The organism is Primorskyibacter flagellatus (genome assembly GCF_900176485.1).
In the GTDB taxonomy this organism is placed as follows: Bacteria; Pseudomonadota; Alphaproteobacteria; order Rhodobacterales; family Rhodobacteraceae; genus Primorskyibacter; species Primorskyibacter flagellatus.
In genome coordinates this window covers 249,637-269,392 of record NZ_FWYD01000001.1, presented here as the reverse complement: position 1 = coordinate 269,392, position 19,756 = coordinate 249,637, and the positions used below count along the sequence as shown (strand labels likewise).

Genomic DNA, 19,756 nt, shown 5'->3' with positions numbered 1-19,756 from the left:
GGCCGCTTGCTCTTGAATGACGGCCAACGCAGCCTCATAAGCGGAATGACACCAACCAAGGGCCCCTGAATGGACTCCGCGACATTATCGACCTTCGACTCGGCATTCTGGATGACCTCCGGGGCCATTATATTTCTGCTGATCCTGTCAGCCTTCTTTTCAGGCAGCGAAACCGCCCTGACCGCAGCGTCGCGCGGCAAACTGCGCGCGCAGGCTGACAAAGGGTCAAGCGGGGCCGTCAGCGCGCTGACCATCACCGAAGACAATGAGCGGCTGATCGGCTCTGTCCTGCTGGGCAACAACCTTGTGAACATCCTCGCCACGTCTTTGGCGACGGCCTTGTTCACGCGGGCGTTTGGTGAATCCGGTGTGGCCCTCGCGACCCTGGTGATGACCCTGCTGGTTCTGATCTTTGCTGAAGTTCTGCCAAAAACCTACGCCATCACCAATGCCGAAACCGCGGCCGCAAAGGTGGCCCCCATTATCCGGCTGGTGATCCTCGTCTTTTCGCCCGTAGTAGCCGCTGTACGCTGGCTGGTGCGTGGCGTGTTGCGTGTTTTTGGCGTGAAGACCGATCCCGACAGCCACATTCTGGCCGTGCGGGAAGAGATCGCAGGTGCCCTGAACCTTGGTCATTCCGAGGGCGTGGTCGAAAAAGAAGATCGTGACCGCATTCTTGGCGCGTTGGATCTGGGCGACCGTACCGTTGAGGAGATCATGTTGCACCGCTCGGGAATCGAGATGATTGACGCCGACGCCGAACCGCACCTGATCCTTGAGCAATGTCTTGAAAGCAGCCACACGCGCCTGCCGGTCTACCGCAACGAGCCGGAAAACATCATCGGTGTGGTCCATGCCAAGGACCTGCTGCGCGTCATGTATATGCTGATCGCGGGCCGAGAAACGGATGCCGCCATGAAACTGGAGGCGTTCAAGATCACCGATGTGGCGATGAAGCCCTATTTCGTGCCCGACACCACAAGCCTTGACGAACAGATGCGCCAGTTCCTGCGGCGGCGCACACATTTTGCGCTGGTGGTTGACGAATACGGCTCGCTTAAAGGGCTTATCACGCTGGAGGACATCCTAGAAGAAATCGTGGGCGAGATCACAGACGAATTTGATCCCGATGCCGACCACCCTGTCCGTCACGCCGATGACGGGCATTTCTGGGTGGATGGGGCGATGACGATCCGTGACCTGAACCGCGCCACCGATTGGGCCCTGCCCGATGACGAGGCCAACACCGTTGCCGGGCTCGTCATTCACGAGGCGCAGATGATCCCCAGCACCGGCCAGGTCTTCAGCTTTCACGGCTTCCGCTTTGAAGTCACCGGGCGCGAGGGCAACCGGGTGACACGGCTTAAGATCCGGCCCCTGTAACGGATCGTCCGATCGGGGGGAAGCACAGTCGATCCGACAGCCGCAAGCCGTGCAGCGGCCTAATCGGTGTCCGCCTGCCGCGTCACGGCGACCTCGCGCAGCCGCGCAATATCCGCAGGAAAGCTGATCATCGTTTCGGCGCGCGCGCGACAGATATCCGCCATCTTCCAGGCCTCTTTTGACAATTCAGGGGCCGCGTGGGTTATCACACCGCTTAGCGCGTTCTGAAGGGCCAGGTGCACCTCGACCGCGTCCCCGGCGCATCGACAGATCGGATCGAAACTGGTGTTAAACAACTCTGCCAAATCCAGAGGCGGCACCCACAACCGATCATACTTCACCTCCGGCACGTCGACACCTTGTGGCGCTGCAAGCGACACCAGATGGCCAAGACGGTAGACCACGTCAATGGCGGTGCCCGGATCGTTTATCCCTGGCGACAAAGCTCTGGTCGCGATTTCCGCCATGACCGCGACGCCGAATACGGGGTCCTGCTCGAAACTGCGCAGGTCTGAAATCTGGACACATTCGGTGATGTCGTCTTTCAGGCCGTCGTCCAATGCGCCGCTCGGCGTGGAAACGAACGCCAGCGGATCACCCTTGTGAAGGTATCGCCCGACGGATGTCACCAGATATATACGAAGGTCGTTATCGCTGGCGAGTTTCTGCAACGCTTCCTCGAACAGTTGCGGAATATAGCCATGTTGCGGGGCGGTGATCATCAACGCGTCCTGCGGGATTTGCGTGTTGGGGTCGGTCAGGGGATTGGCCCCCTTGCAAGGATGGCTGGCAATCCTTTGCAGGGAATCGGTTGCCTTGTCTTCGATCTGTTCCGCGGTCTCCGGCAGGCTGCCAAGCCCCTCGAGATGCAAAATCCAGCGGATGAAAGATACGACAATCAGCGCCACCACAACCAGCGTCATTCCAAACAGCACCACGATGTCACGATGGTCGAACACGTCCGCGGCGCGCAGGATGATTGCGACCAGCGCAAACAGATACGCCCCCAGAAAATTCGACAATACCGATTGCGTGACCGTATCTTCGCGCAGGATCAGATGGCTGCGCGGGGTCCATTGGCTTGAAGCCCGATGCAATCCCGCCATCATGATCGTCAGCGAAAACGTCGTGACGGCCAGCATGGACGAGGCAATAATGCTGAGGATCGGGTCCACGGCCTCGGCACCGATGCGGTCGCCCAACCAGTCCGGCACGATCGGCGAGATGAGTTTGGCCAATGCCAGCGCCACAAGGTTGAGCACCGCAAACAGGATGACCCGCACATGCAGGCGCCGTGAAATCTGTCGCGCGCGCCGCAAGATCGTACTCAGCATTAATCTACCTTCCCGACGCGCCCGCCGTACCGATTGTCGTGTTTCGATCTGCCACCCCGAGCATATGCCGCCGACACGCATTCCGGAATACCTAGTGGGGATCAAAATGAAAACCACAGCTCGTGCGACCGGTGCGTCAATGCGGGAACCACCGATGTCAGAACTATAACTTGACCGGATCGCGGAGAACGTCCTTGGTTTTTACGCTTCAGGCAGCTACTGAACCCATATGCGCTGGTTGGTCGCATTCGTGCTATCCCACTGTAGTCCTTGCGCGGATAGGCCGACAGTAGCGATCCAAACCGGCGGTCAGCGCTCGTTTGATGCAGCAGTTCCCTTTAACCCTGAAGGTAGGCGAACGCATATGAAAGTAGCTGTAATTATTCCCGCAGCCGGTGCCAGTCGTCGCATGCGCGGGGCCGACAAGCTGTTGCAGGATGTTGATGGCAAACCGTTGCTGCGTATCATGGCAGAACGCGCCTGTGCTGTGTCGGATACGGTATTTGTAACGCTGCCCAATCTAGATCATCCGCGTGCGAATGCGCTGGACGATCTGTCGTTACGGGTCATCCCGGTGCCGGATGCCGCAGAGGGAATGGCCGCGTCCTTGCGCGCAGCGGCCAGGGCTTTGCCCGACGGAATTGACGGCGCGCTGATCTTGCCCGCCGATATGCCGGACATAAAGAGTTCTAATTTAGATAGTATTATCAAATACTACGGTAACAATCCTCACGCGATCATTCAGGGCTCCTCTCTGAACGAACCCGGCCATCCTGTTCTGTTTCCTGCCGATTGCCTGTCGCTGTTCAAAACCCTCAGCGGTGACCGTGGCGCGCGTCCGATCTTGCAGCAAATGCGTGATCGGATAATGCTTGTGCCATTGCCGGGCCGCGCAGCGCTGACAGATCTGGATACACCGGAAGCATGGACGAAATGGCGCGCATCAAGATAATGTAAAACATCATCTATTCATGATAAAGCACTGACAATAAATGACCTTTATTGCAGACAAACTTCGGACACGTCAGTCATGACGCAAAGCCGATAGTTGCCTCCACCGCGCGCTTCCACGCGGCATATTTTTCCTCACGCTTGTCATCGGGCATGCTGGGGTCAAACCGTGCTTCGGCTGCCCAGCTTTCGGCAAAGGCCTGCATATCCGGCAAAAGCCCCGCCTGATGGCCAGCCAGCCACGCCGCCCCCATCGCGGTGGTTTCCAGCACATGCGGGCGTTCTACCGGGGCGTCGATGATGTCCGACAGGAATTGCATGGCGAAATCCGACGCGCTCATCCCGCCATCGACGCGCAGGGCGGGTGTTGATGCGTCGGTCTTCGCGCCGGCGTCGGACCAGTCGGCCTTCATCGCATCCAGCAGGTCGCGGGTCTGAAACCCGACGCTTTCAAGGGCGGCCCGTGCCAGTTCCTCGGGTCCGGAATTGCGGGTCAGGCCAAAGATCGCGCCGCGACATTCGGCGTTCCAGTAAGGCGCGCCCAGACCGGTGAAGGCGGGAACCAGCACAACCTGTTGCGAAGCATCGGATTTTTCGGCCATGGGCTGCGTTTCACCCGCGTCGCGGATCATTTTCAGCCCGTCGCGCAGCCATTGCACCACGGCACCCGCAATAAAGATCGACCCTTCAAGCGCATAGGTCGGCTTGCCATCCAGCTGATAGGCGATCGTCGTCAGCAGCCGGTTCTGCGACCGCACCGGCGTGTCACCCGTGTTCAGCAGCGCGAAACACCCCGTGCCATAGGTGGATTTCAGCATGCCCGGCTCAAAACACGCCTGCCCGACCGTCGCGGCCTGTTGATCGCCGGCAATGCCCCGGATCGGGATCGCGCGACCGAAAAGATCGGGCCGGGTTTCGCCAAATTCGGCGGCGCAATCGCGCACCTCTGGCAGCATGGACATCGGTATCCCCAACCGTTCGCAGATCGAGCTGGACCAACGCCCTTTGCGGATGTCGTACAGCATCGTCCGGGCCGCGTTGGTGGCATCGGTCAGATGCTCTTTGCCCCCCGTCAGGTTCCAGACCAGCCAGCTGTCAACCGTGCCGAAAGCCAGGTCGCCAGCCTCGGCGCGCGCCCGCGCACCGTCGACATTCTCAAGGATCCAGGCCAGTTTCGTGCCCGAAAAATAGGGATCGAGCAGCAACCCGGTGCGGTCCGTCACCGTCTCTTCAAACCCGTCGGCCTTCAGCGCCTTGCACATATCCGAGGTGCGGCGGTCCTGCCAGACGATGGCGTTGTAAAGCGGCTTGCCGGTCTTGCGATCCCAGACCAGCGTGGTTTCGCGCTGGTTGGTGATGCCGATGGCGGCAATCCGGTCGGTGCCCTGCCCGGCCTTTTCGATCACGGAACGGCAGGTCGCGGCCGTGGTCGACCAAAGGTCCGAGGCGTCATGTTCGACCCAGCCGCTATGCGGAAAATGTTGTTCAAATTCTTCCTGCGCCGAGGCGACAACCGAAAGCGATGTGTCGAACAGGATCGCGCGTGTCGAAGTCGTGCCCTGATCAATTGCAAGAATATGGGTCATGGCCAGCCTCACCTTCCGCCGGGACGTATCAGACAGGCGCCCGCCATGCGGTTCTTGAAATGTTTCGGTTCTTGTCCGGATGTGGCCGAGGCCCCGCAAAAGGGCCCCGGCCGATATGCAAGACTTACTGCCAGGACTTGATCAGCTCGTCATAAGCGATGGTCTTTGGCTCTTCGTCCTCGTTTTCCAGCTTCGCCTTGGGCGAGCCTTCCATCGCAAGCCATTCCTGAGGATCCTTTTCCTCGTTCAGCTTGGGACCGATGTCGCCCTGAACGCCTGCGCGCTCCAGACGTTCCATGACACGCTCCTGATCGGCGCAGAGTGCATCAAGCGCTTCCTGAGCCGTCTTGGCACCCGACATCGCGTCACCGATATTCTGCCACCACAGCTGTGCCAGCTTGGGGTAGTCAGGCACGTTGGTGCCGGTGGGCGACCACTGAACCCGTGCAGGCGAGCGGTAGAATTCCACCAGACCGCCCAGCTTGTCGGCACGTTCGGTGAACGAGTCGTGCTGGATGGTGGATTCGCGGATGAAGGTCAGGCCGACATGGGCTTTCTTCACATCCACGGTCTTGGAGGTCACGAACTGGGCATAGAGCCAGGCCGCCTTGGCACGATCCACGGGCGTGGATTTCATCAGCGTCCAGGACCCCACATCCTGATAGCCGATCTTGGTGCCCTCTTCCCAATAGACGCCGTGTGGCGATGGGGCCATGCGCCATTTGGGTGTGCCGTCCTCGTTCATCACCGGCAGGCCGGGCTTGACCGTGTCGGCGGTGAAGGCGGTGTACCAGAACATCTGCTGGGCGATATTGCCCTGTGCGGGGATCGGGCCGGCCTCGCCAAAGGTCATGCCTGCGGCTGCGGGCGGCGTGTACTTTTCAAGCCACTCGATCGCCTTGGACACGGCATAAACGGCTGCGGGACCGTTGGTGGCACCGCCACGCGCGACACAGGAACCGACGGGCTGCGAGTTCTCGTTGACGCGGATACCCCATTCGTCGACCGGCAGACCGTTCGGTTCGCCCTTGGAGCCGGCACCGGCCATCGACAGCCACGCATCGGTGTAGCGCCAGCCCAGCGACGGGTCTTTCTTGCCGTAGTCCATGTTGCCAAAGACTTCGCCCTCGACACCCAGACGCGACAGGTCCCGCCCGGTGAAGAATTCCGCGATGTCCTCATAGGCCGCCCAGTTGACCGGAACGCCCAGCTCGTAGCCGTATTTCTCCTGGAAATCGGCCTTGTTCTGTTCGTCGTTGAACCAGTCATAGCGGAACCAGTAAAGGTTCGCGAATTGCTGGTCGGGCAGTTGATACAGGTTGCCATCCGGCGCGGTCGTGAAGGACGTGCCGATATAGTCGTCCAGATCGAGACCGGGGTTGGTCACGTCCGCGCCCTCGCCCGCCATCCACTCGGTCAGGTTGCGGGCCTGCTGATAGCGCCAGTGGGTGCCGATCAGGTCCGAATCGTTGATATAGCCGTCATAGATATTCTCGCCGGACTGCATCTGGGTCTGAAGCTTTTCGACAACATCGCCTTCGCCGATCAGGTCATGCGTGACATTGATGCCGGTGATCGCGGTGAAGGCAGGTGCCAGCACCTGGGATTCGTATTCATGCGTGGTGATGGTTTCCGACACCACCTTGATGTCCATGCCCGCCATCGGGGCTGCGGCGTCGATGAACCACTGCATCTCGGCTTCCTGACCTTCGCGGTCAAGAACCGACATATCGCCGATCTCTTCATCCAGAAACGCGCGTGCCGCGTCCATGTCGGCAAAGGCCGGACCCGCAAGGATCAGCAGCGCGGCCGTGGTTGATTTCAGTTTCGAGTTCATGGGTTTCCTCCCAATTAAAACCAGTTTCGAGGATATGTTGTCTCATGTCCGGGTCTCCTCAATCCCCGGTCACAAGCCGTGTGCCTAAACCCAGCGAAACACCGCCGCAGCATAGACAAGACACGCGATCAGGGCGAACGGCTGATGCGCCCCGATGACCCCGAGCCAGGCCAGATTGATGAAGGCCGAGCCCAGAAGCGTTATGAAAAGCCGGTCCCCGCGCGTCGTTTCGATCCGCAGAATGCCCGTCCGGGGCGTTTCGGGGAATTTGATCGCGAGAACCGTGAAGATGATCAGCAGCGAGGCGATGACCATGAAGAAGATCGCCGTCGGCCATGTCCATGCCATCCATGCCATTAGTTATCCTCCCTATGGATAGAATTCACACCAAGCGGTATAGAACCAGCCGCGAATGTTGGATTGAGTATTCTCGATCGACCCGCCCTCGGCAAAACACCATTTGCCTTGGCATTGGCGGTTGTCGAAAAACAACGCATCGCCATTATGTACGCGAGCAATCTCTTGATGCTGCGATCCCGGACCCCGGCGGACGGACAGGAAGCCGTCGCCATTCGGGTCGAGCCCCGTGACCAGACATCCGGTTTCCCAAGGTTCGGCCGCCTGCGCAAGTACCGGACCTGTCGCGGAAACGCTTGCCGCAGATAGGCAGGCGCTGATCAACGCAACCCGCATCGAAACAGGCACGTTCGGTTTTTGATCGGTTTTCATCAAACCCTCCCCAGGGCAAAGCCCTTCGCAATGTAGTTGCGGACGAAGTAGATCACCAAGGCACCCGGCACGATGGTCAGGATGCCCGCAGCGGCCAGCACGCCCCAGTCGACGCCGGAGGCGCCTTGCGTCCGGGTCATGATGGCAGCAATCGGCTTTGCGTCAACGGTTGTCAGGGTGCGCGACAGCAACAGTTCCACCCATGAAAACATGAAGCAGAAGAACGCGGCCACGCCGATGCCTGATGCGATCAGCGGCATGAAGATCTTCACGAAGAAGCGCCCGAAACCGTAGCCGTCCAGATAGGCCGTCTCGTCAATCTCCTTGGGTACGCCGCGCATGAAGCCTTCGAGGATCCACACCGCGAGCGGCACGTTGAACAGGCAATGCGCCAGCGCCACGGCGATATGCGTGTCGAACAGGCCGACGCTGGAATAAAGCTGAAAGAACGGCAGCGCGAAAACGGCTGGCGGCGCCATCCGGTTGGTCAGCAGCCAGAAGAACAGATGCTTGTCGCCCATGAAGTGATAGCGCGAAAACGCATAGGCCGCGGGCAGCGCCACCGCCAGGCTGATCACCGTGTTCATCGTCACATAGATCAGCGAGTTGACGTAGCCCAGATACCACGCCGGATCCGTCAGGATCGTGGCGTAATTGGCGAATGTCAGGTCGCGCGGGAAAAGCGTGAAGGAGTTCAGGATCTCGGTGTTGGTCTTCAGGCTCATGTTCAGCAGCCAATAGATCGGCAGCAGCAGGAACAGCAGGTAGAGCGTCATGACCACGGCGCTGGAATTGATCCGCGTCTTGCGCCTTTTAGTCGTGAACGTCACAGGCGCGTCGGTTGTTGCATCACTCATGGCTCAGCTCTCCCGCTTGTCAAGAGTTGTCATCACGGTGTAGAACACCCAGCTGATCAGCAGGATCACGAGGAAATACATCAACGAGAAGGCCGCCGCAGGTCCAAGGTCAAACTGGCCAAGCGCCATTTTCACAAGATCAATCGACAAAAGCGTCGTGGCATTGCCCGGCCCGCCCCCGGTGACGACGAAAGGTTCGGTATAGATCATGAAACTGTCCATGAAACGCAGCAGGATGGCGATCATCAACACGCCCGTCATCTTGGGCAGCTCGATGTAGCGGAAGACCTTCCAGCGTGAGGCCTGGTCGATCTTGGCCGCCTGGTAATAGGCGTCGGGGATGGATTTGAGGCCCGCAAAGGCCAGCAGCGCAACCAGCGAGGTCCAGTGCCAGACATCCATCACGATGATGGTGATCCATGCGGCCAGCGTGTCCTGCGTGTAGTTATAGTCGATGCCCAACGCATCCAGCGTATAGCCCAGCAGGCCGATATCGACGCGGCCGAAGATCTGCCAGATCGTGCCGACCACGTTCCACGGAATGAGCAGCGGCAGCGACATCAGGACGAGGCAGAGCGACGACCAGACGCCCGATTTCGGCATGTTGAGCGCCACGAAAATGCCCAAGGGCACCTCGATGGCTAGGATGATGCCAGAGAACATCAACTGACGGCCGAGCGCGTTCCACATCCGGTCCGATTCCAGCATCTCGCTGAACCATTCCAGCCCCGCCCAGAAAAACTGGTTGTTCCCGAACGTGTCCTGAACCGAATAGTTGACGACCGTCATCAACGGGATCACCGCCGAGAAGGCCACCAGCAAAAGCACCGGCAGAACAAGGAACCACGCCTTTTGATTGACTGTCTTTTCCATCAGGCGAACCCTCCCCCGGTTCGTGCTTTGGTTTGGCTGCTAGGTGACCGGGCAGGATACGGGTCAGGTGACGCCGCCCGGTGCGCGGCAAGAGTTCTCGGGTCAGGCCCGAGAAGGGTGTCGCGTTGTTTCATCGGCATCACGCGGCCTCCCCTTTGGGCGCGACACGCCAGTCGTTTGCGTAGACATTCACACGGCTTGCGTCGAACGTCACCCGGTTCATATCCGTGCTGACGTGTTCGTCCTCATCCGCCAGAATATTGATATCATGTCCCAACACCTCGGCGCGGATGATCTTGTGCCGACCGATATCCTCAACGCGGTGGACCCGCACCGGCAATCCTTCGGTTTGGCTGAGCCGTGCAAATTCCGGGCGCACCCCGATCTCGACCTTGCCATCAAGGGGCGCGTAGCCCCCCGCCAGCTTCACACCGGATCCGTCGATATAGGCCGTATCGCCATCGACGCGGGCCGGGATCACGTTCATGCCCGGCGACCCGATGAAGTAGCCCACGAATGTATGCTCGGGCCTTTCGAACAGTTCTTCGGGTGTGCCGATCTGCACGACGCGGCCGTCATACATCACCACGACCTTGTCGGCGAAGGTCAGCGCCTCTGTCTGGTCATGCGTGACGTAGATCATCGTATGGCCGAAATCGTGATGCAGCTTTTTAAGCTGCGTGCGCAGTTCCCATTTCATATGCGGGTCAATCACCGTCAGCGGCTCGTCGAACAGCAGCGCATTCACATCCTTGCGCACCATGCCACGGCCAAGACTGATCTTCTGCTTGGCGTCGGCCGTCAGCCCGCGCGCCTTGCGGCTGAGCATGTCCTCCATCCCGATCATCCGGGCAATTTCCTGAACGCGTTCCGCGACATAGGCCTCGTCCCTGCCGCGATTTCGCAAGGGGAAAGCCAGGTTATCGCGCACCGTCATCGTGTCGTAGACCACCGGAAACTGAAACACCTGCGCGATGTTACGCTCTGCCGTCGGCGCGTGCGTGACGTCCTGTCCATCAAACAGGATGCGCCCCTGACTAGGGTGCAAAAGACCCGAGATGATGTTCAGCAACGTGGACTTGCCGCAGCCAGAAGAGCCCAGCAACGCATAGGCTGCGCCATCCTCCCAATCGTGGTTCAGTTCTTTGAGTGCAAAGTCATCTTCAGATGCAGGGTTGGGAAGGTAGGAATGCGCGAGATTGTCGAGCGTGATCTTTGCCATCTGTTGTCCCCTCAGGCTGCAAGCGCATAGGCGGCCGGGGCGATCAGCTTGCCGTCTTCGCCAAAGATGTAGACATGCCGCGGATCAAGCCAGACCGTCAGGTCTGCCCCAAGCGACAAATCATGCACGCCATGCACCAAGCCGACCCAGCGTTCGCCGTGATGATCCAGATGCACGAATGTTTCCGATCCTGTCAGCTCCGTCACCGACAATGTGGTCTTGAACGGCACGGCATCCACGACGTGCTGGGCGATCTCCAGGTGGTTGGGACGAAACCCGGCGCTGTAGCGGCCGTCCGGCAACTCGGACAGCTTGCCACTGGCGGGCACCGTCTGCCCGTCGCCAAAGCTCAGCGACGATCCGGTTTTGTTGATTTGCACGAAGTTCATCGGCGGATCTGAAAACACCCGCGCGGTGGTGGCATCGGCCGGCTGGCGGTAAACCTGCGGCGTCAGACCGAACTGCGTCACCCGGCCCTCCCACAAGGTCGCGGTGTTGCCACCCAGCAGCAATGCCTCTTCCGGCTCGGTCGTGGCGTACACGAAGATCGCGCCCGAAGCCTCGAATATCTTTGGGATTTCCACCCGCAACTCTTCGCGCAGCTTGTAGTCGAGATTGGCAAGAGGTTCGTCCAGCAGGACCAGCCCTGCATTCTTGACCAAGGCCCGCGCCAAGGCGCAACGCTGCTGCTGCCCGCCCGACAATTCCAGAGGTTTGCGGTCCAGCATCGGCGTCAGCTTCATCAGCTCGGCGTTCTCGCGAACGCGCCGGTCAATCTCGGCCTTGTCGATGCCAAGAAGCCGCATGGGCGAGGCGATGTTGTCATAGACCGTCATGGACGGGTAGTTGATGAATTGCTGGTAGACCATCGCAACCTTGCGATCCTGCACGCGCATACCGGTGACGTCTTCGCCCTGCCAGAAAATCTGCCCGGTCGCGGGCGCATCCAGCCCCGCCATCAGCCGCATCAAAGAGGTCTTGCCCGACAGCGTCGGCCCCAGCAGCACGTTCATCGTGCCCTTTTCAAGTGTCAGATCTGTCGGGTAGATATGGGTTTGCCCCTCCACGACCTTCGACACATTTCTGAGTTCAAGCGTCATCAGATCCTCCCCCTATTCTGCTGCATCGCGCGCGGATGCGCGGCGCGCCGCCATCCAGTCATCCAATGTGCCGATCTGTTCGGCGCTCAGTCTCAGGCCCAGCTTGTTGCGGCGCCAGACCACATCTTCGGCTGTGCGGGCATATTCCTTGTCCATCAGCCAGATCACCTCGGCCTCTGTCAGCGTCGCGCCGAAATCATAGCCCAGATCATCGACATTTGTCGCGTCGTTCAGCACGGCTTGCGCCTCGGTGCCATAGGCCCGGACCAACCGCCGCGCCCAGATATCGGACAGGAACGGAAACCTGTCCTTGAGATCCGACACAAGATCATCCACGCCATCCACCGGAAAATCGCCGCCGGGCAGTGGCACACCGGCCGTCCAGGGCGCTTTTACATCGGCCAAGTTTTGCGAGACTTTTTCCAGCGCGCTTTCGGCAAGGCGCCGGTAGGTGGTGATCTTGCCGCCAAAGACGTTCAGCATCGGCGCGCCACCATCCCTGTCAACCTTCAGCGTGTAGTCCCGTGTCGCCGCCGTGGCGCTGCTGGCCCCGTCATCATATAGAGGGCGCACGCCGGAATAGGTCCAGACGACGTCATCCTCGCTGATATTTCTGGCAAAATACTGATTGGCAAAGTCTATCAGATAGCGCTGCTCTTGCGGGGTGCATACAGGCTTTTCCAAAGGCGAGTCGTGTTCCGCGTCGGTGGTGCCGATCAGCGTGAAATCCCTCTCATACGGGATCGCAAAGATGATCCGCCCGTCAGTGCCCTGAAAGAAATAGCACTTGTCGTGATCGTAAAGCCTGCGCGTCACGATATGGCTGCCGCGCACCAGACGCACGCCCTCGGTCGAGTTAACCCGGACCTTGGACCGGATGATGTCGCCCACCCAGGGGCCACCCGCATTGATCAGCATCCGTGCCAGATGGGTCTTCTGCCCGCCATCTTCGTTATTGTGCGTTTCTATTCGCCACAGATCACCTTCGCGCTCTGCTGACAGAACCTTTGTGCGTGTCATTATATTTGCGCCACGCGCCTCGGCGTCGCGTGCATTCAGCACGACGAGGCGCGAATCCTCGATCCAGCAATCGGAATATTCATAGGCCTTGGCAAAACGCTCTTGCAGCGGCACACCTTCGGCAGTGCCCGTCAAATCCAACGTCTTCGTACCGGGAAGGATCTTTCGGCCACCCAGATTGTCATACATGAACAGACCAAGTCGGATCAGCCATGCGGGGCGCCGCCCCTTCATCCAGGGCATGACGACACTTAATAGACGCGATGTCGGCGTTTCCGATTCGAACCGCATATCCTTATGATAAGGAAGAATAAACCGCATCGGCCAACTGATATGCGGCATCGCGCGCAACAGCACTTCGCGTTCTATCAGCGCCTCACGCACCAAGCGGAATTCGAAATATTCGAGATAGCGCAACCCGCCATGAAACAGCTTGGTCGAGGAAGAGGACGTGGCAGAGGCAAGATCATCCATCTCTGCCAGGGTCACTGACAAGCCGCGCCCCGCAGCGTCACGCGTAATGCCGCATCCGTTGATGCCGCCACCAATCACGAACAGGTCTGTCACGTCTGTGTCAGTAGTGTTCGCCACGCGATTCCCCCCTTGCGTAACCTCTTCGACGTTATGCATGCAAAAGACTAAAACCGCAACATTGAAGTTTTCGCTTTTGTTCGTTTTCAGCGACGTTCTATAATTCCTGCGGGCAGACCGACGAAACGCTTGAAGATGACAACTTACGCGTGCCCTTCTTCGCTACGCGTTGCGCCGGCAAGAAAAACGGTACTATAGTTTGATCCGAGCATACCCCCTATGGGCGACGAAACAACAGGAATGCAGCCATGTCCCAAACCTTTCGTCACCCAGAGATCCTTGAAATTGCGCGCAGGGAAGGCAAGGTCACGGTCGACGGTCTGGCAGACCGTTTCGGCGTGACATTACAGACCATTCGCCGTGATCTGACCGACCTTGCCGATGCCGGCAGGTTGGAACGTGTGCATGGCGGCGCGATCCTGCCCTCCGGCACAACGAATATCGGCTATGAAGAGCGGCGCACCATCAACCCGTCCGGCAAAACGGCAATTGCACGCGCCTGTGCTCAGATGATCCCGAATGACATTTCGCTGTTTCTCAATATCGGCACCAGTACCGAGGCCGTGGCGCGCGAGTTGCTGCATCACACCAACCTGATGGTCGTGACCAACAATATGAACGTGGCAAATATCCTTGTCGCCAACAGAGATTGCGAAATCATCGTGACGGGGGGCCAATTACGCCGCGCGGATGGCGGGTTGGTCGGTAATCTTGCAGCGGACACGATCCGCCAGTTCAAATTCGATATGGCCGTGATTGGATGCTCGGCGCTGGATCCGGATGGCGACCTGTTGGATTACGATATTCAGGAGGTCAGCGTCAGCCGCGCCATTCTCAGCCAGTCCCGCAAGTCGTATCTTGTGGCCGACCACACCAAATTTGCCCGAAGCGCCCCCGCCAAGATCGCCTCACTTTCCGAGGTTGATACGTTCTTCACCGACCTGCCCCTGACAAAGCAGCTTGAAAACGCCTGTCGCGACTGGGGCACTGATCTTGTTATATGTGACGACTGATCCTCAGACCCGTTGCATTGGCAGCTAACATATTTCGGCAGCGCCACCTGCCACCGCCGGGAATTGCCGACGTCAAACGCTGCGGGATGATTGGATAGAACTGTCGAGCAACTGCCGCGTATATGGATCCGCGGCCTCAAGACGGCGCATGGTTTCCACGTCCAGGACTTCGACGATACGGCCCTGCTTCATCACGGCGATCCGTTCGCAAAGATGCCCGACCACACCAAGATCGTGCGAGACCATGATATAGGTCAGGCCGTGGTCACGCCGCAGGTCGGTCAGCAGGTTCAGGATTTCTGCCTGAACCGACACATCCAAGGCCGAGGTCGGCTCGTCCAGCAGCAGGATCTGCGGCGAACAGGCCAAAGCGCGCGCAATGGCGACGCGCTGCCGCTGACCACCCGATAGCTGATGCGGGAAACGAAACCGGAAGGACGGCCCAAGCCCGACATTCTCCATCAGGCGCGGGATGCGGCTGTCAATATCGGTGAGGCCGTGTAGCCCCATCGCTTCGGACAGGACGCGATCCACCGTCTGGCGCGGATGCAACGAGGCATAGGGATCCTGAAACACCATCTGAACCTTGCGGTAAAACGCCTTGCTGCGTCGAGGTCCCAACGCCTCTCCGGCCACGATCATGTCGCCCGACCATGTTGGCACCAAGCCGGCGATGGCGCGCAGGATTGTGGACTTTCCCGATCCGCTCTCTCCGACGATGCCAAAGCTCTCGCCCTGCTCCACGGCAAAGCGCGCCTGGCTGACCGCCACGCTTCGGTCGCGCCCGGAGCCAAACCAGACGTCAAGATTTTGGATGTCGATCGCCGTGTCTGTCATGAGCGGGCACTTACCGAAAGGGCTTCTCGCCAAGCGGGGTCGCGTTGCAGCACCTCCAGCCTCGGGCGTGGATGTTCAAGGTCCGGCACCGCGTTCAGCAGGCCAAGCGTGTAGGGATGCTGCGCCTTGTGCAGTTCAGAGGCTTTGCAGCATTCGACAATCCGGCCCGCATACATGACCGCGATCCGGTCACAGAATTTGGCCACTAGGTTCAGGTCGTGGCTGATGAAGATCAGCCCCATGCCGCGGTTTTTCACAAGCTGGTCCATGATGTCGAGCACCTGCAATTGCACCGACACATCCAGCGCCGAGGTCGGCTCGTCCGCGATCAGGATTTCCGGCCCCGGCAACAGCATCATGGCGATCATGATGCGTTGGCCCATACCGCCAGAAACTTCATGCGGATACAATCCCATGACGCGTTCGGGGTCGCGTATGGCAACCTCGTCGAGCATGGCTATGGCCCGTTGGCGGCACTCGGATCTTGCGAGTTTTTCATGCGCCCGCAGCGAATCGATCAGTTGCTGGCCCACGGTCATCACCGGGTTCAGTGAAAACTTCGGATCTTGCATGATCATCGACACGCGCCCGCCGCGAAGTTGCCGCATTCGGGCTTCCGACGCGGCAAGAATATCCTCGCCATGCATCGTAATGTGGTCCGCCTCGACACGTCCCGGCGGGCGAATCAGACGCAGGATTGCGCGCCCGGTCATGGATTTCCCCGACCCGCTTTCGCCAACAATCCCCAGCCTTTCGCGCCCGAGGGTGAAAGAGATCCCGCGCACGGCCTCGATAATGCCTGTGCGCGTCGCGAAGCTGACGCGCAGGTTTTCGACGTCGAGAAGCGGGTCACTCATGCGGTGTCCTCCTTGGGGTCAAGCATATCGCGCAGCCCGTCACCCAACAGGTTGAACGCAAGACTGATGGCAAAGATCGCAAGGCCGGGAAATGTGGCAACCCACCAGTAATCAAGGATGTATTTGCGCCCCTCCGAGATCATCGCGCCCCATTCCGGGCTGGGCGGTTGCGCGCCGAGACCCAGAAAACCCAAAGCGGCCGCCGTCAGGATGATCCCCGCCATATCCAGCGTGACTCGGATCACCAGCGAGGAAATACACAGCGGCCAGATATGTCTGGTCACGATGCGAAACGGCCCCGCGCCCTGAAGGCGGATGGCATGGATGTAATCGGAATTGCGGATCGTCAGCGTCTCTGCCCGTGCGATCCGCGCATAGGGCGGCCAGGCCGTGAGCGAAATCGCCAGCACGGCGTTTTCGATCCCGGCCCCCAAAGCGGCGACAAATGCCAGCGCCAGGATCAGCCGCGGGAAGGCCAGGAAGATATCCGTGATCCGCATCAGCACGACATCGCCCCAACCGCCGGCATAGCCCGACACCGTGCCGACGATCAGCCCGACCAGCGGTGCCACCATCGCCACCAGCAACACGATGTAGATCGAAATGCGCGCGCCATAGAGAAGCCGGGAATAGATGTCGCGGCCAAGACTGTCCGTCCCCAGAAGATGGCCACTATGCCCCGCACCCAGCAGGCGCTGACCCAGATCCTGAGCATATGGGTCATGCGTGGCCAGGACGGGTGCAAAAATCGCGGCGAGGATGATCAGGGCCAGCACGATCAATCCGACCATGGCCAGCGTGTTGGACCGAAGCGTCAGCCATCCTTTGTACCAAGATGCAAAGCGGGCTTGACGCCGCGATGTGGGGGCGTCCGACAGAAGCCAATCGCGCAGATTTGCTGTGGTCATTTGGCCCTCGGATCGAAAAAGCGGTAAAGCAGGTCGGACAGGATGTTGATGCCCACGAAAATGCTGCCGATCACGATGGTTCCGCCAAGCACGGAGTTCATGTCATTGGCCAGAAGCGACGTGGTGATGTAGCTGCCGATGCCGGGCCAGGCAAAGATGATCTCGGTCAGGACCGAGCCTTCCAGCAGGTTGGCATAGGCCAGCGCAATCACGGTGATCAACTGTATCCGGATATTGCGGAAGGCATGTCCCCAGATCACCTGCCATTCCGACAGGCCCTTCACGCGGGCCGTTATGACATATTCCGCGCTCAACTGTTCCAGCATAAAGCTGCGGGTCATTCGGCTGATATAGGCCAGCGAGTAATATCCCAGCAACGCGGCAGGCAGGATGATGTGTGAAAACGCATCCCGAAAGACCGTCCATTCGCCGCGCAGTGCCGCATCGACCAGCAGCATGCCGGTGATCGGCTCGACAATCCCCTGATAGAAAATGCCCAACCGCCCCGGTCCAGCCACCCAGCCCAGAATGCCGTAAAACAGCAGCAGCCCCACCAATCCCAGCCAGAAGATCGGCATGGAATATCCGACCAGCCCGACAAGACGGGCCACCTGGTCGATCCAGCTGCCACGTTTTACGGCGGCCAGAACCCCTAAAGGCACCCCGATCGCAACGCCGATCAGCGTGCCCAGCGTGGCAAGTTCAAGCGTCGCGGGAAAGACCCGCGCGATGTCGGTTGTCACCTGTTGGCCGGTGCGGATCGATTTGCCCAGATCGCCCTGTAGCACGTCGCTGACATATATGCCGAATTGCACCAGCAGCGGCTTGTCGAGACCCAGTTCCAGATAGGTCGCATCGTATTGCGCCTGCGTGGCGCGTTCCCCGATCACCGCCAGAACCGGGTCGATGGGCATCACACGCCCGATCATGAAGGTCACAAAAAGAAGGCCAAGCAGAGTGACCGCCACGGTCACCAATGTTGTCAAGGTTTTGCTCAGCCACGGAGCGAAGGACGGCCCGCGCCGCCCTTCGCCATTGGTCATATCCGTCATTTACTTGGTAATGACCCAGTAAGACACTTCGGTCGTTGCCCCGCCGGCCACGAAATTCTCGACGCTGGCACCCATGCCGTTCTGTTCGATCTGCTGGAACATGATGCCAAAGGGGCTGGTTTTCTGATGTTCACGTTGCAGGTCCAGATACATCTGCTTGCGCTTTTCAGTGTCGTTCTCGACCACTGCCGCCAGCGTTTTTTCGGACATTTCCGGAATACCCCAGGCATTGCGCCACGCCAGCAGACCCGTTGCGCCCGCTTCGTCGGAATTGTCAGGGTTCACCGCGAAGGTGCCCGCGTTGGTGTTGGGGTCGGGATAGTCCGGCCCCCATGCGCCCAGATAGATGTCATGTTCGCGCGCGCGGTAGCGATCCAGCGTTTGCGCACCGGTTCCGACGATCAGCTCGACATCACAGCCCAGCTGGCCCCAGGTGTTCTGCAAGGACTGCGCGATATCCATGCGTTCCTGCGCGTCGCGCACGGAGATCTTGATCGGGCCGCAGTCGGGAAAGCCGGATTCCGCCAACGCGGCTTTCGCAGCATCCATATCATAGCTGTACGGCTTTTCTTCCAGCGCGCCAAGGAAGGTCAGCGGTAGGAACGCCTGATGGACGGTATACTGGCCCTTCAGGAAGGAATCCGACATGCCCGCGTAATCGGTCGCATATTTCAGCGCCTCGATCACTTTCGGATCGGCCATCAACTCCTTTTTCTGATTGGCCGAGAAATACATCAAGCGACCGCGCAGTTCGTCGACGACTTTCACGCCCTCTACATCCGCAAGTCCCGCGACATCCTCAGGCGACAGATTGCGCGCCACGTCGATGTCACCGCGTTCCAGTTGCAGACGCTGGGTTGCGCTTTCCTGAATATGCTGGACGATCACCCGCTCCATCGCCGGCTTGTCGCCGTGGAAATTGGGGTTCAGATCCATCAGGACGCTTTCATTCGGCTTCCATTCGACCACTTTGTAAGGGCCGGATCCCACAGTGTTGGTGCGCAACCAGTCGTTGCCCATATCACCGTCAACTTCGTTCTCCATGGCCGAGGCCATGTCTACGATGCCGCCGATGGTCGATGTCAGACAGTTCAGCACGAAGGACAGCGCGTAGGGTTTGTCCAGTGTCAGCACCAATGTCCGGTCATCGGTCGCCTTGATCGTCTCTTCGACATTGTCGGCGGTCAATCCGAACTGAGTCAGGATGAACGAAGGCGTCTTGTCGAGAAGAACGGCGCGCCGCAACGAAAATTCCGCATCCTTGGCCGTTACCGGATTGCCCGACGAGAAAACATGACCCTCGGCAATGGTGAAGGTAATCGTCTTGCCGTCCTCGGAGATTTCCCAGCTTTCGGCCAGTTCCGGTTGATAGCCTGCGTCAAGATCCAGCGGATCAAAGTTCACCAGCTTTTCATAGACGTTGCGCGACACGTCAGAGCCCGCAAACTCAAAGCTCTCGCCTGGGTCAAGCGTTTTGATGTCGTCGATCCGGTTGGCAATCACCAGCATGTTGGGCGGCGTTTCGGCAAAGACCGGTGCGGCCACGCCGACCGACATAATGGCGGCCACCGCGGCGGCTACGAAATTCTTCTTCATGGCAAACTCC

The 19,756-nt window shown here is 59.4% G+C and carries 18 protein-coding genes; 3 read left to right on the top strand and 15 right to left on the bottom strand.

Going from position 1 to position 19,756, the window contains the following annotated elements; genetic code table 11:
• The first annotated feature begins 69 nt into the window (after window positions 1–69).
• Entirely contained in the window at window positions 70–1,383 is a 1,314-nt protein-coding gene (locus B8991_RS01250; protein ID WP_084349984.1) for an HlyC/CorC family transporter, read from the top strand.
• A gap of 59 nt (window positions 1,384–1,442) precedes the next feature.
• On the opposite strand, the gene B8991_RS01245 is transcribed toward B8991_RS01250, so the two are convergent.
• Complete coding sequence (locus B8991_RS01245; RefSeq protein ID WP_179141401.1) at window positions 1,443–2,717, bottom strand: DUF2254 domain-containing protein; 1,275 nt, start codon at window positions 2,715–2,717, stop codon at window positions 1,443–1,445.
• A gap of 364 nt (window positions 2,718–3,081) precedes the next feature.
• Between B8991_RS01245 and B8991_RS01240 the strand changes: the two genes are divergently transcribed.
• The gene (locus B8991_RS01240; protein ID WP_084349982.1) at window positions 3,082–3,669 is read left to right on the top strand and encodes a nucleotidyltransferase family protein; all 588 of its coding nucleotides are present in this window, start codon (window positions 3,082–3,084) and stop codon (window positions 3,667–3,669) included.
• Window positions 3,670–3,745: 76 nt separating this feature from the next.
• On the opposite strand, the gene glpK is transcribed toward B8991_RS01240, so the two are convergent.
• The 9 genes from glpK to glpD all read right to left on the bottom strand — a co-directional run bounded on the left by glpK (window position 3,746) and on the right by glpD (window position 13,522).
• Window positions 3,746–5,254: a glycerol kinase GlpK gene (glpK, locus tag B8991_RS01235; RefSeq protein ID WP_084349981.1), complete on the bottom strand. Its 1,509-nt coding sequence runs from the start codon at window positions 5,252–5,254 to the stop codon at window positions 3,746–3,748.
• 124 nt (window positions 5,255–5,378) lie between these two features.
• Entirely contained in the window at window positions 5,379–7,091 is a 1,713-nt protein-coding gene (locus B8991_RS01230; RefSeq protein ID WP_084349980.1) for an ABC transporter substrate-binding protein, read from the bottom strand.
• Between the two features lie 84 nt (window positions 7,092–7,175).
• Complete coding sequence (locus tag B8991_RS01225) at window positions 7,176–7,448, bottom strand: DUF2160 domain-containing protein (protein ID WP_084349979.1); 273 nt, start codon at window positions 7,446–7,448, stop codon at window positions 7,176–7,178.
• A 12-nt stretch (window positions 7,449–7,460) separates the two neighbouring features.
• Window positions 7,461–7,820, bottom strand: a complete 360-nt coding sequence (locus B8991_RS01220) for a hypothetical protein (protein ID WP_235866500.1) — start codon at window positions 7,818–7,820, stop codon at window positions 7,461–7,463.
• Window positions 7,820–8,677, bottom strand: a complete 858-nt coding sequence (locus B8991_RS01215) for a carbohydrate ABC transporter permease (protein WP_084349978.1) — start codon at window positions 8,675–8,677, stop codon at window positions 7,820–7,822. Before B8991_RS01215 ends, B8991_RS01220 begins: the two co-directional genes overlap by 1 nt.
• Before the next feature lie 3 nt (window positions 8,678–8,680).
• Complete coding sequence (locus tag B8991_RS01210; protein ID WP_084349977.1) at window positions 8,681–9,550, bottom strand: carbohydrate ABC transporter permease; 870 nt, start codon at window positions 9,548–9,550, stop codon at window positions 8,681–8,683.
• A gap of 139 nt (window positions 9,551–9,689) precedes the next feature.
• Window positions 9,690–10,772, bottom strand: coding sequence for an ABC transporter ATP-binding protein (locus tag B8991_RS01205; RefSeq protein ID WP_084349976.1), 1,083 nt, complete (start codon window positions 10,770–10,772; stop codon window positions 9,690–9,692).
• Between the two features lie 11 nt (window positions 10,773–10,783).
• Window positions 10,784–11,872, bottom strand: a complete 1,089-nt coding sequence (locus tag B8991_RS01200) for an ABC transporter ATP-binding protein (RefSeq protein WP_084349975.1) — start codon at window positions 11,870–11,872, stop codon at window positions 10,784–10,786.
• 12 nt (window positions 11,873–11,884) lie between these two features.
• A complete protein-coding gene (gene glpD / locus B8991_RS01195) occupies window positions 11,885–13,522 on the bottom strand; it encodes a glycerol-3-phosphate dehydrogenase (RefSeq protein ID WP_084349974.1) in 1,638 nt (545 codons plus the stop codon).
• 209 nt (window positions 13,523–13,731) lie between these two features.
• On the opposite strand from glpD, the gene B8991_RS01190 reads away from it, so the two are divergent.
• Window positions 13,732–14,496 (top strand): DeoR/GlpR family DNA-binding transcription regulator, encoded by a 765-nt coding sequence (locus B8991_RS01190; protein ID WP_084349973.1) that lies wholly within the window; start codon window positions 13,732–13,734, stop codon window positions 14,494–14,496.
• A gap of 72 nt (window positions 14,497–14,568) precedes the next feature.
• On the opposite strand, the gene B8991_RS01185 is transcribed toward B8991_RS01190, so the two are convergent.
• Genes B8991_RS01185 through B8991_RS01165 form a run of 5 tightly spaced genes read right to left on the bottom strand, consistent with a single transcriptional unit; the run spans window position 14,569 to window position 19,746 of the window.
• Window positions 14,569–15,333 (bottom strand): ABC transporter ATP-binding protein, encoded by a 765-nt coding sequence (locus B8991_RS01185; RefSeq protein ID WP_084349972.1) that lies wholly within the window; start codon window positions 15,331–15,333, stop codon window positions 14,569–14,571.
• Window positions 15,330–16,190: an ABC transporter ATP-binding protein gene (locus B8991_RS01180; RefSeq protein ID WP_084349971.1), complete on the bottom strand. Its 861-nt coding sequence runs from the start codon at window positions 16,188–16,190 to the stop codon at window positions 15,330–15,332. The genes B8991_RS01185 and B8991_RS01180 overlap by 4 nt, the downstream gene beginning before the upstream one ends.
• The gene (locus tag B8991_RS01175; protein WP_084349970.1) at window positions 16,187–17,098 is read right to left on the bottom strand and encodes an ABC transporter permease; all 912 of its coding nucleotides are present in this window, start codon (window positions 17,096–17,098) and stop codon (window positions 16,187–16,189) included. The genes B8991_RS01180 and B8991_RS01175 overlap by 4 nt, the downstream gene beginning before the upstream one ends.
• Window positions 17,095–18,150, bottom strand: coding sequence for an ABC transporter permease (locus B8991_RS01170; protein WP_084349969.1), 1,056 nt, complete (start codon window positions 18,148–18,150; stop codon window positions 17,095–17,097). Before B8991_RS01170 ends, B8991_RS01175 begins: the two co-directional genes overlap by 4 nt.
• A complete protein-coding gene (locus B8991_RS01165; protein ID WP_084349968.1) occupies window positions 18,151–19,746 on the bottom strand; it encodes an ABC transporter substrate-binding protein in 1,596 nt (531 codons plus the stop codon). It lies immediately after the preceding gene.
• Between the last annotated feature and the right edge of the window lie 10 nt (window positions 19,747–19,756).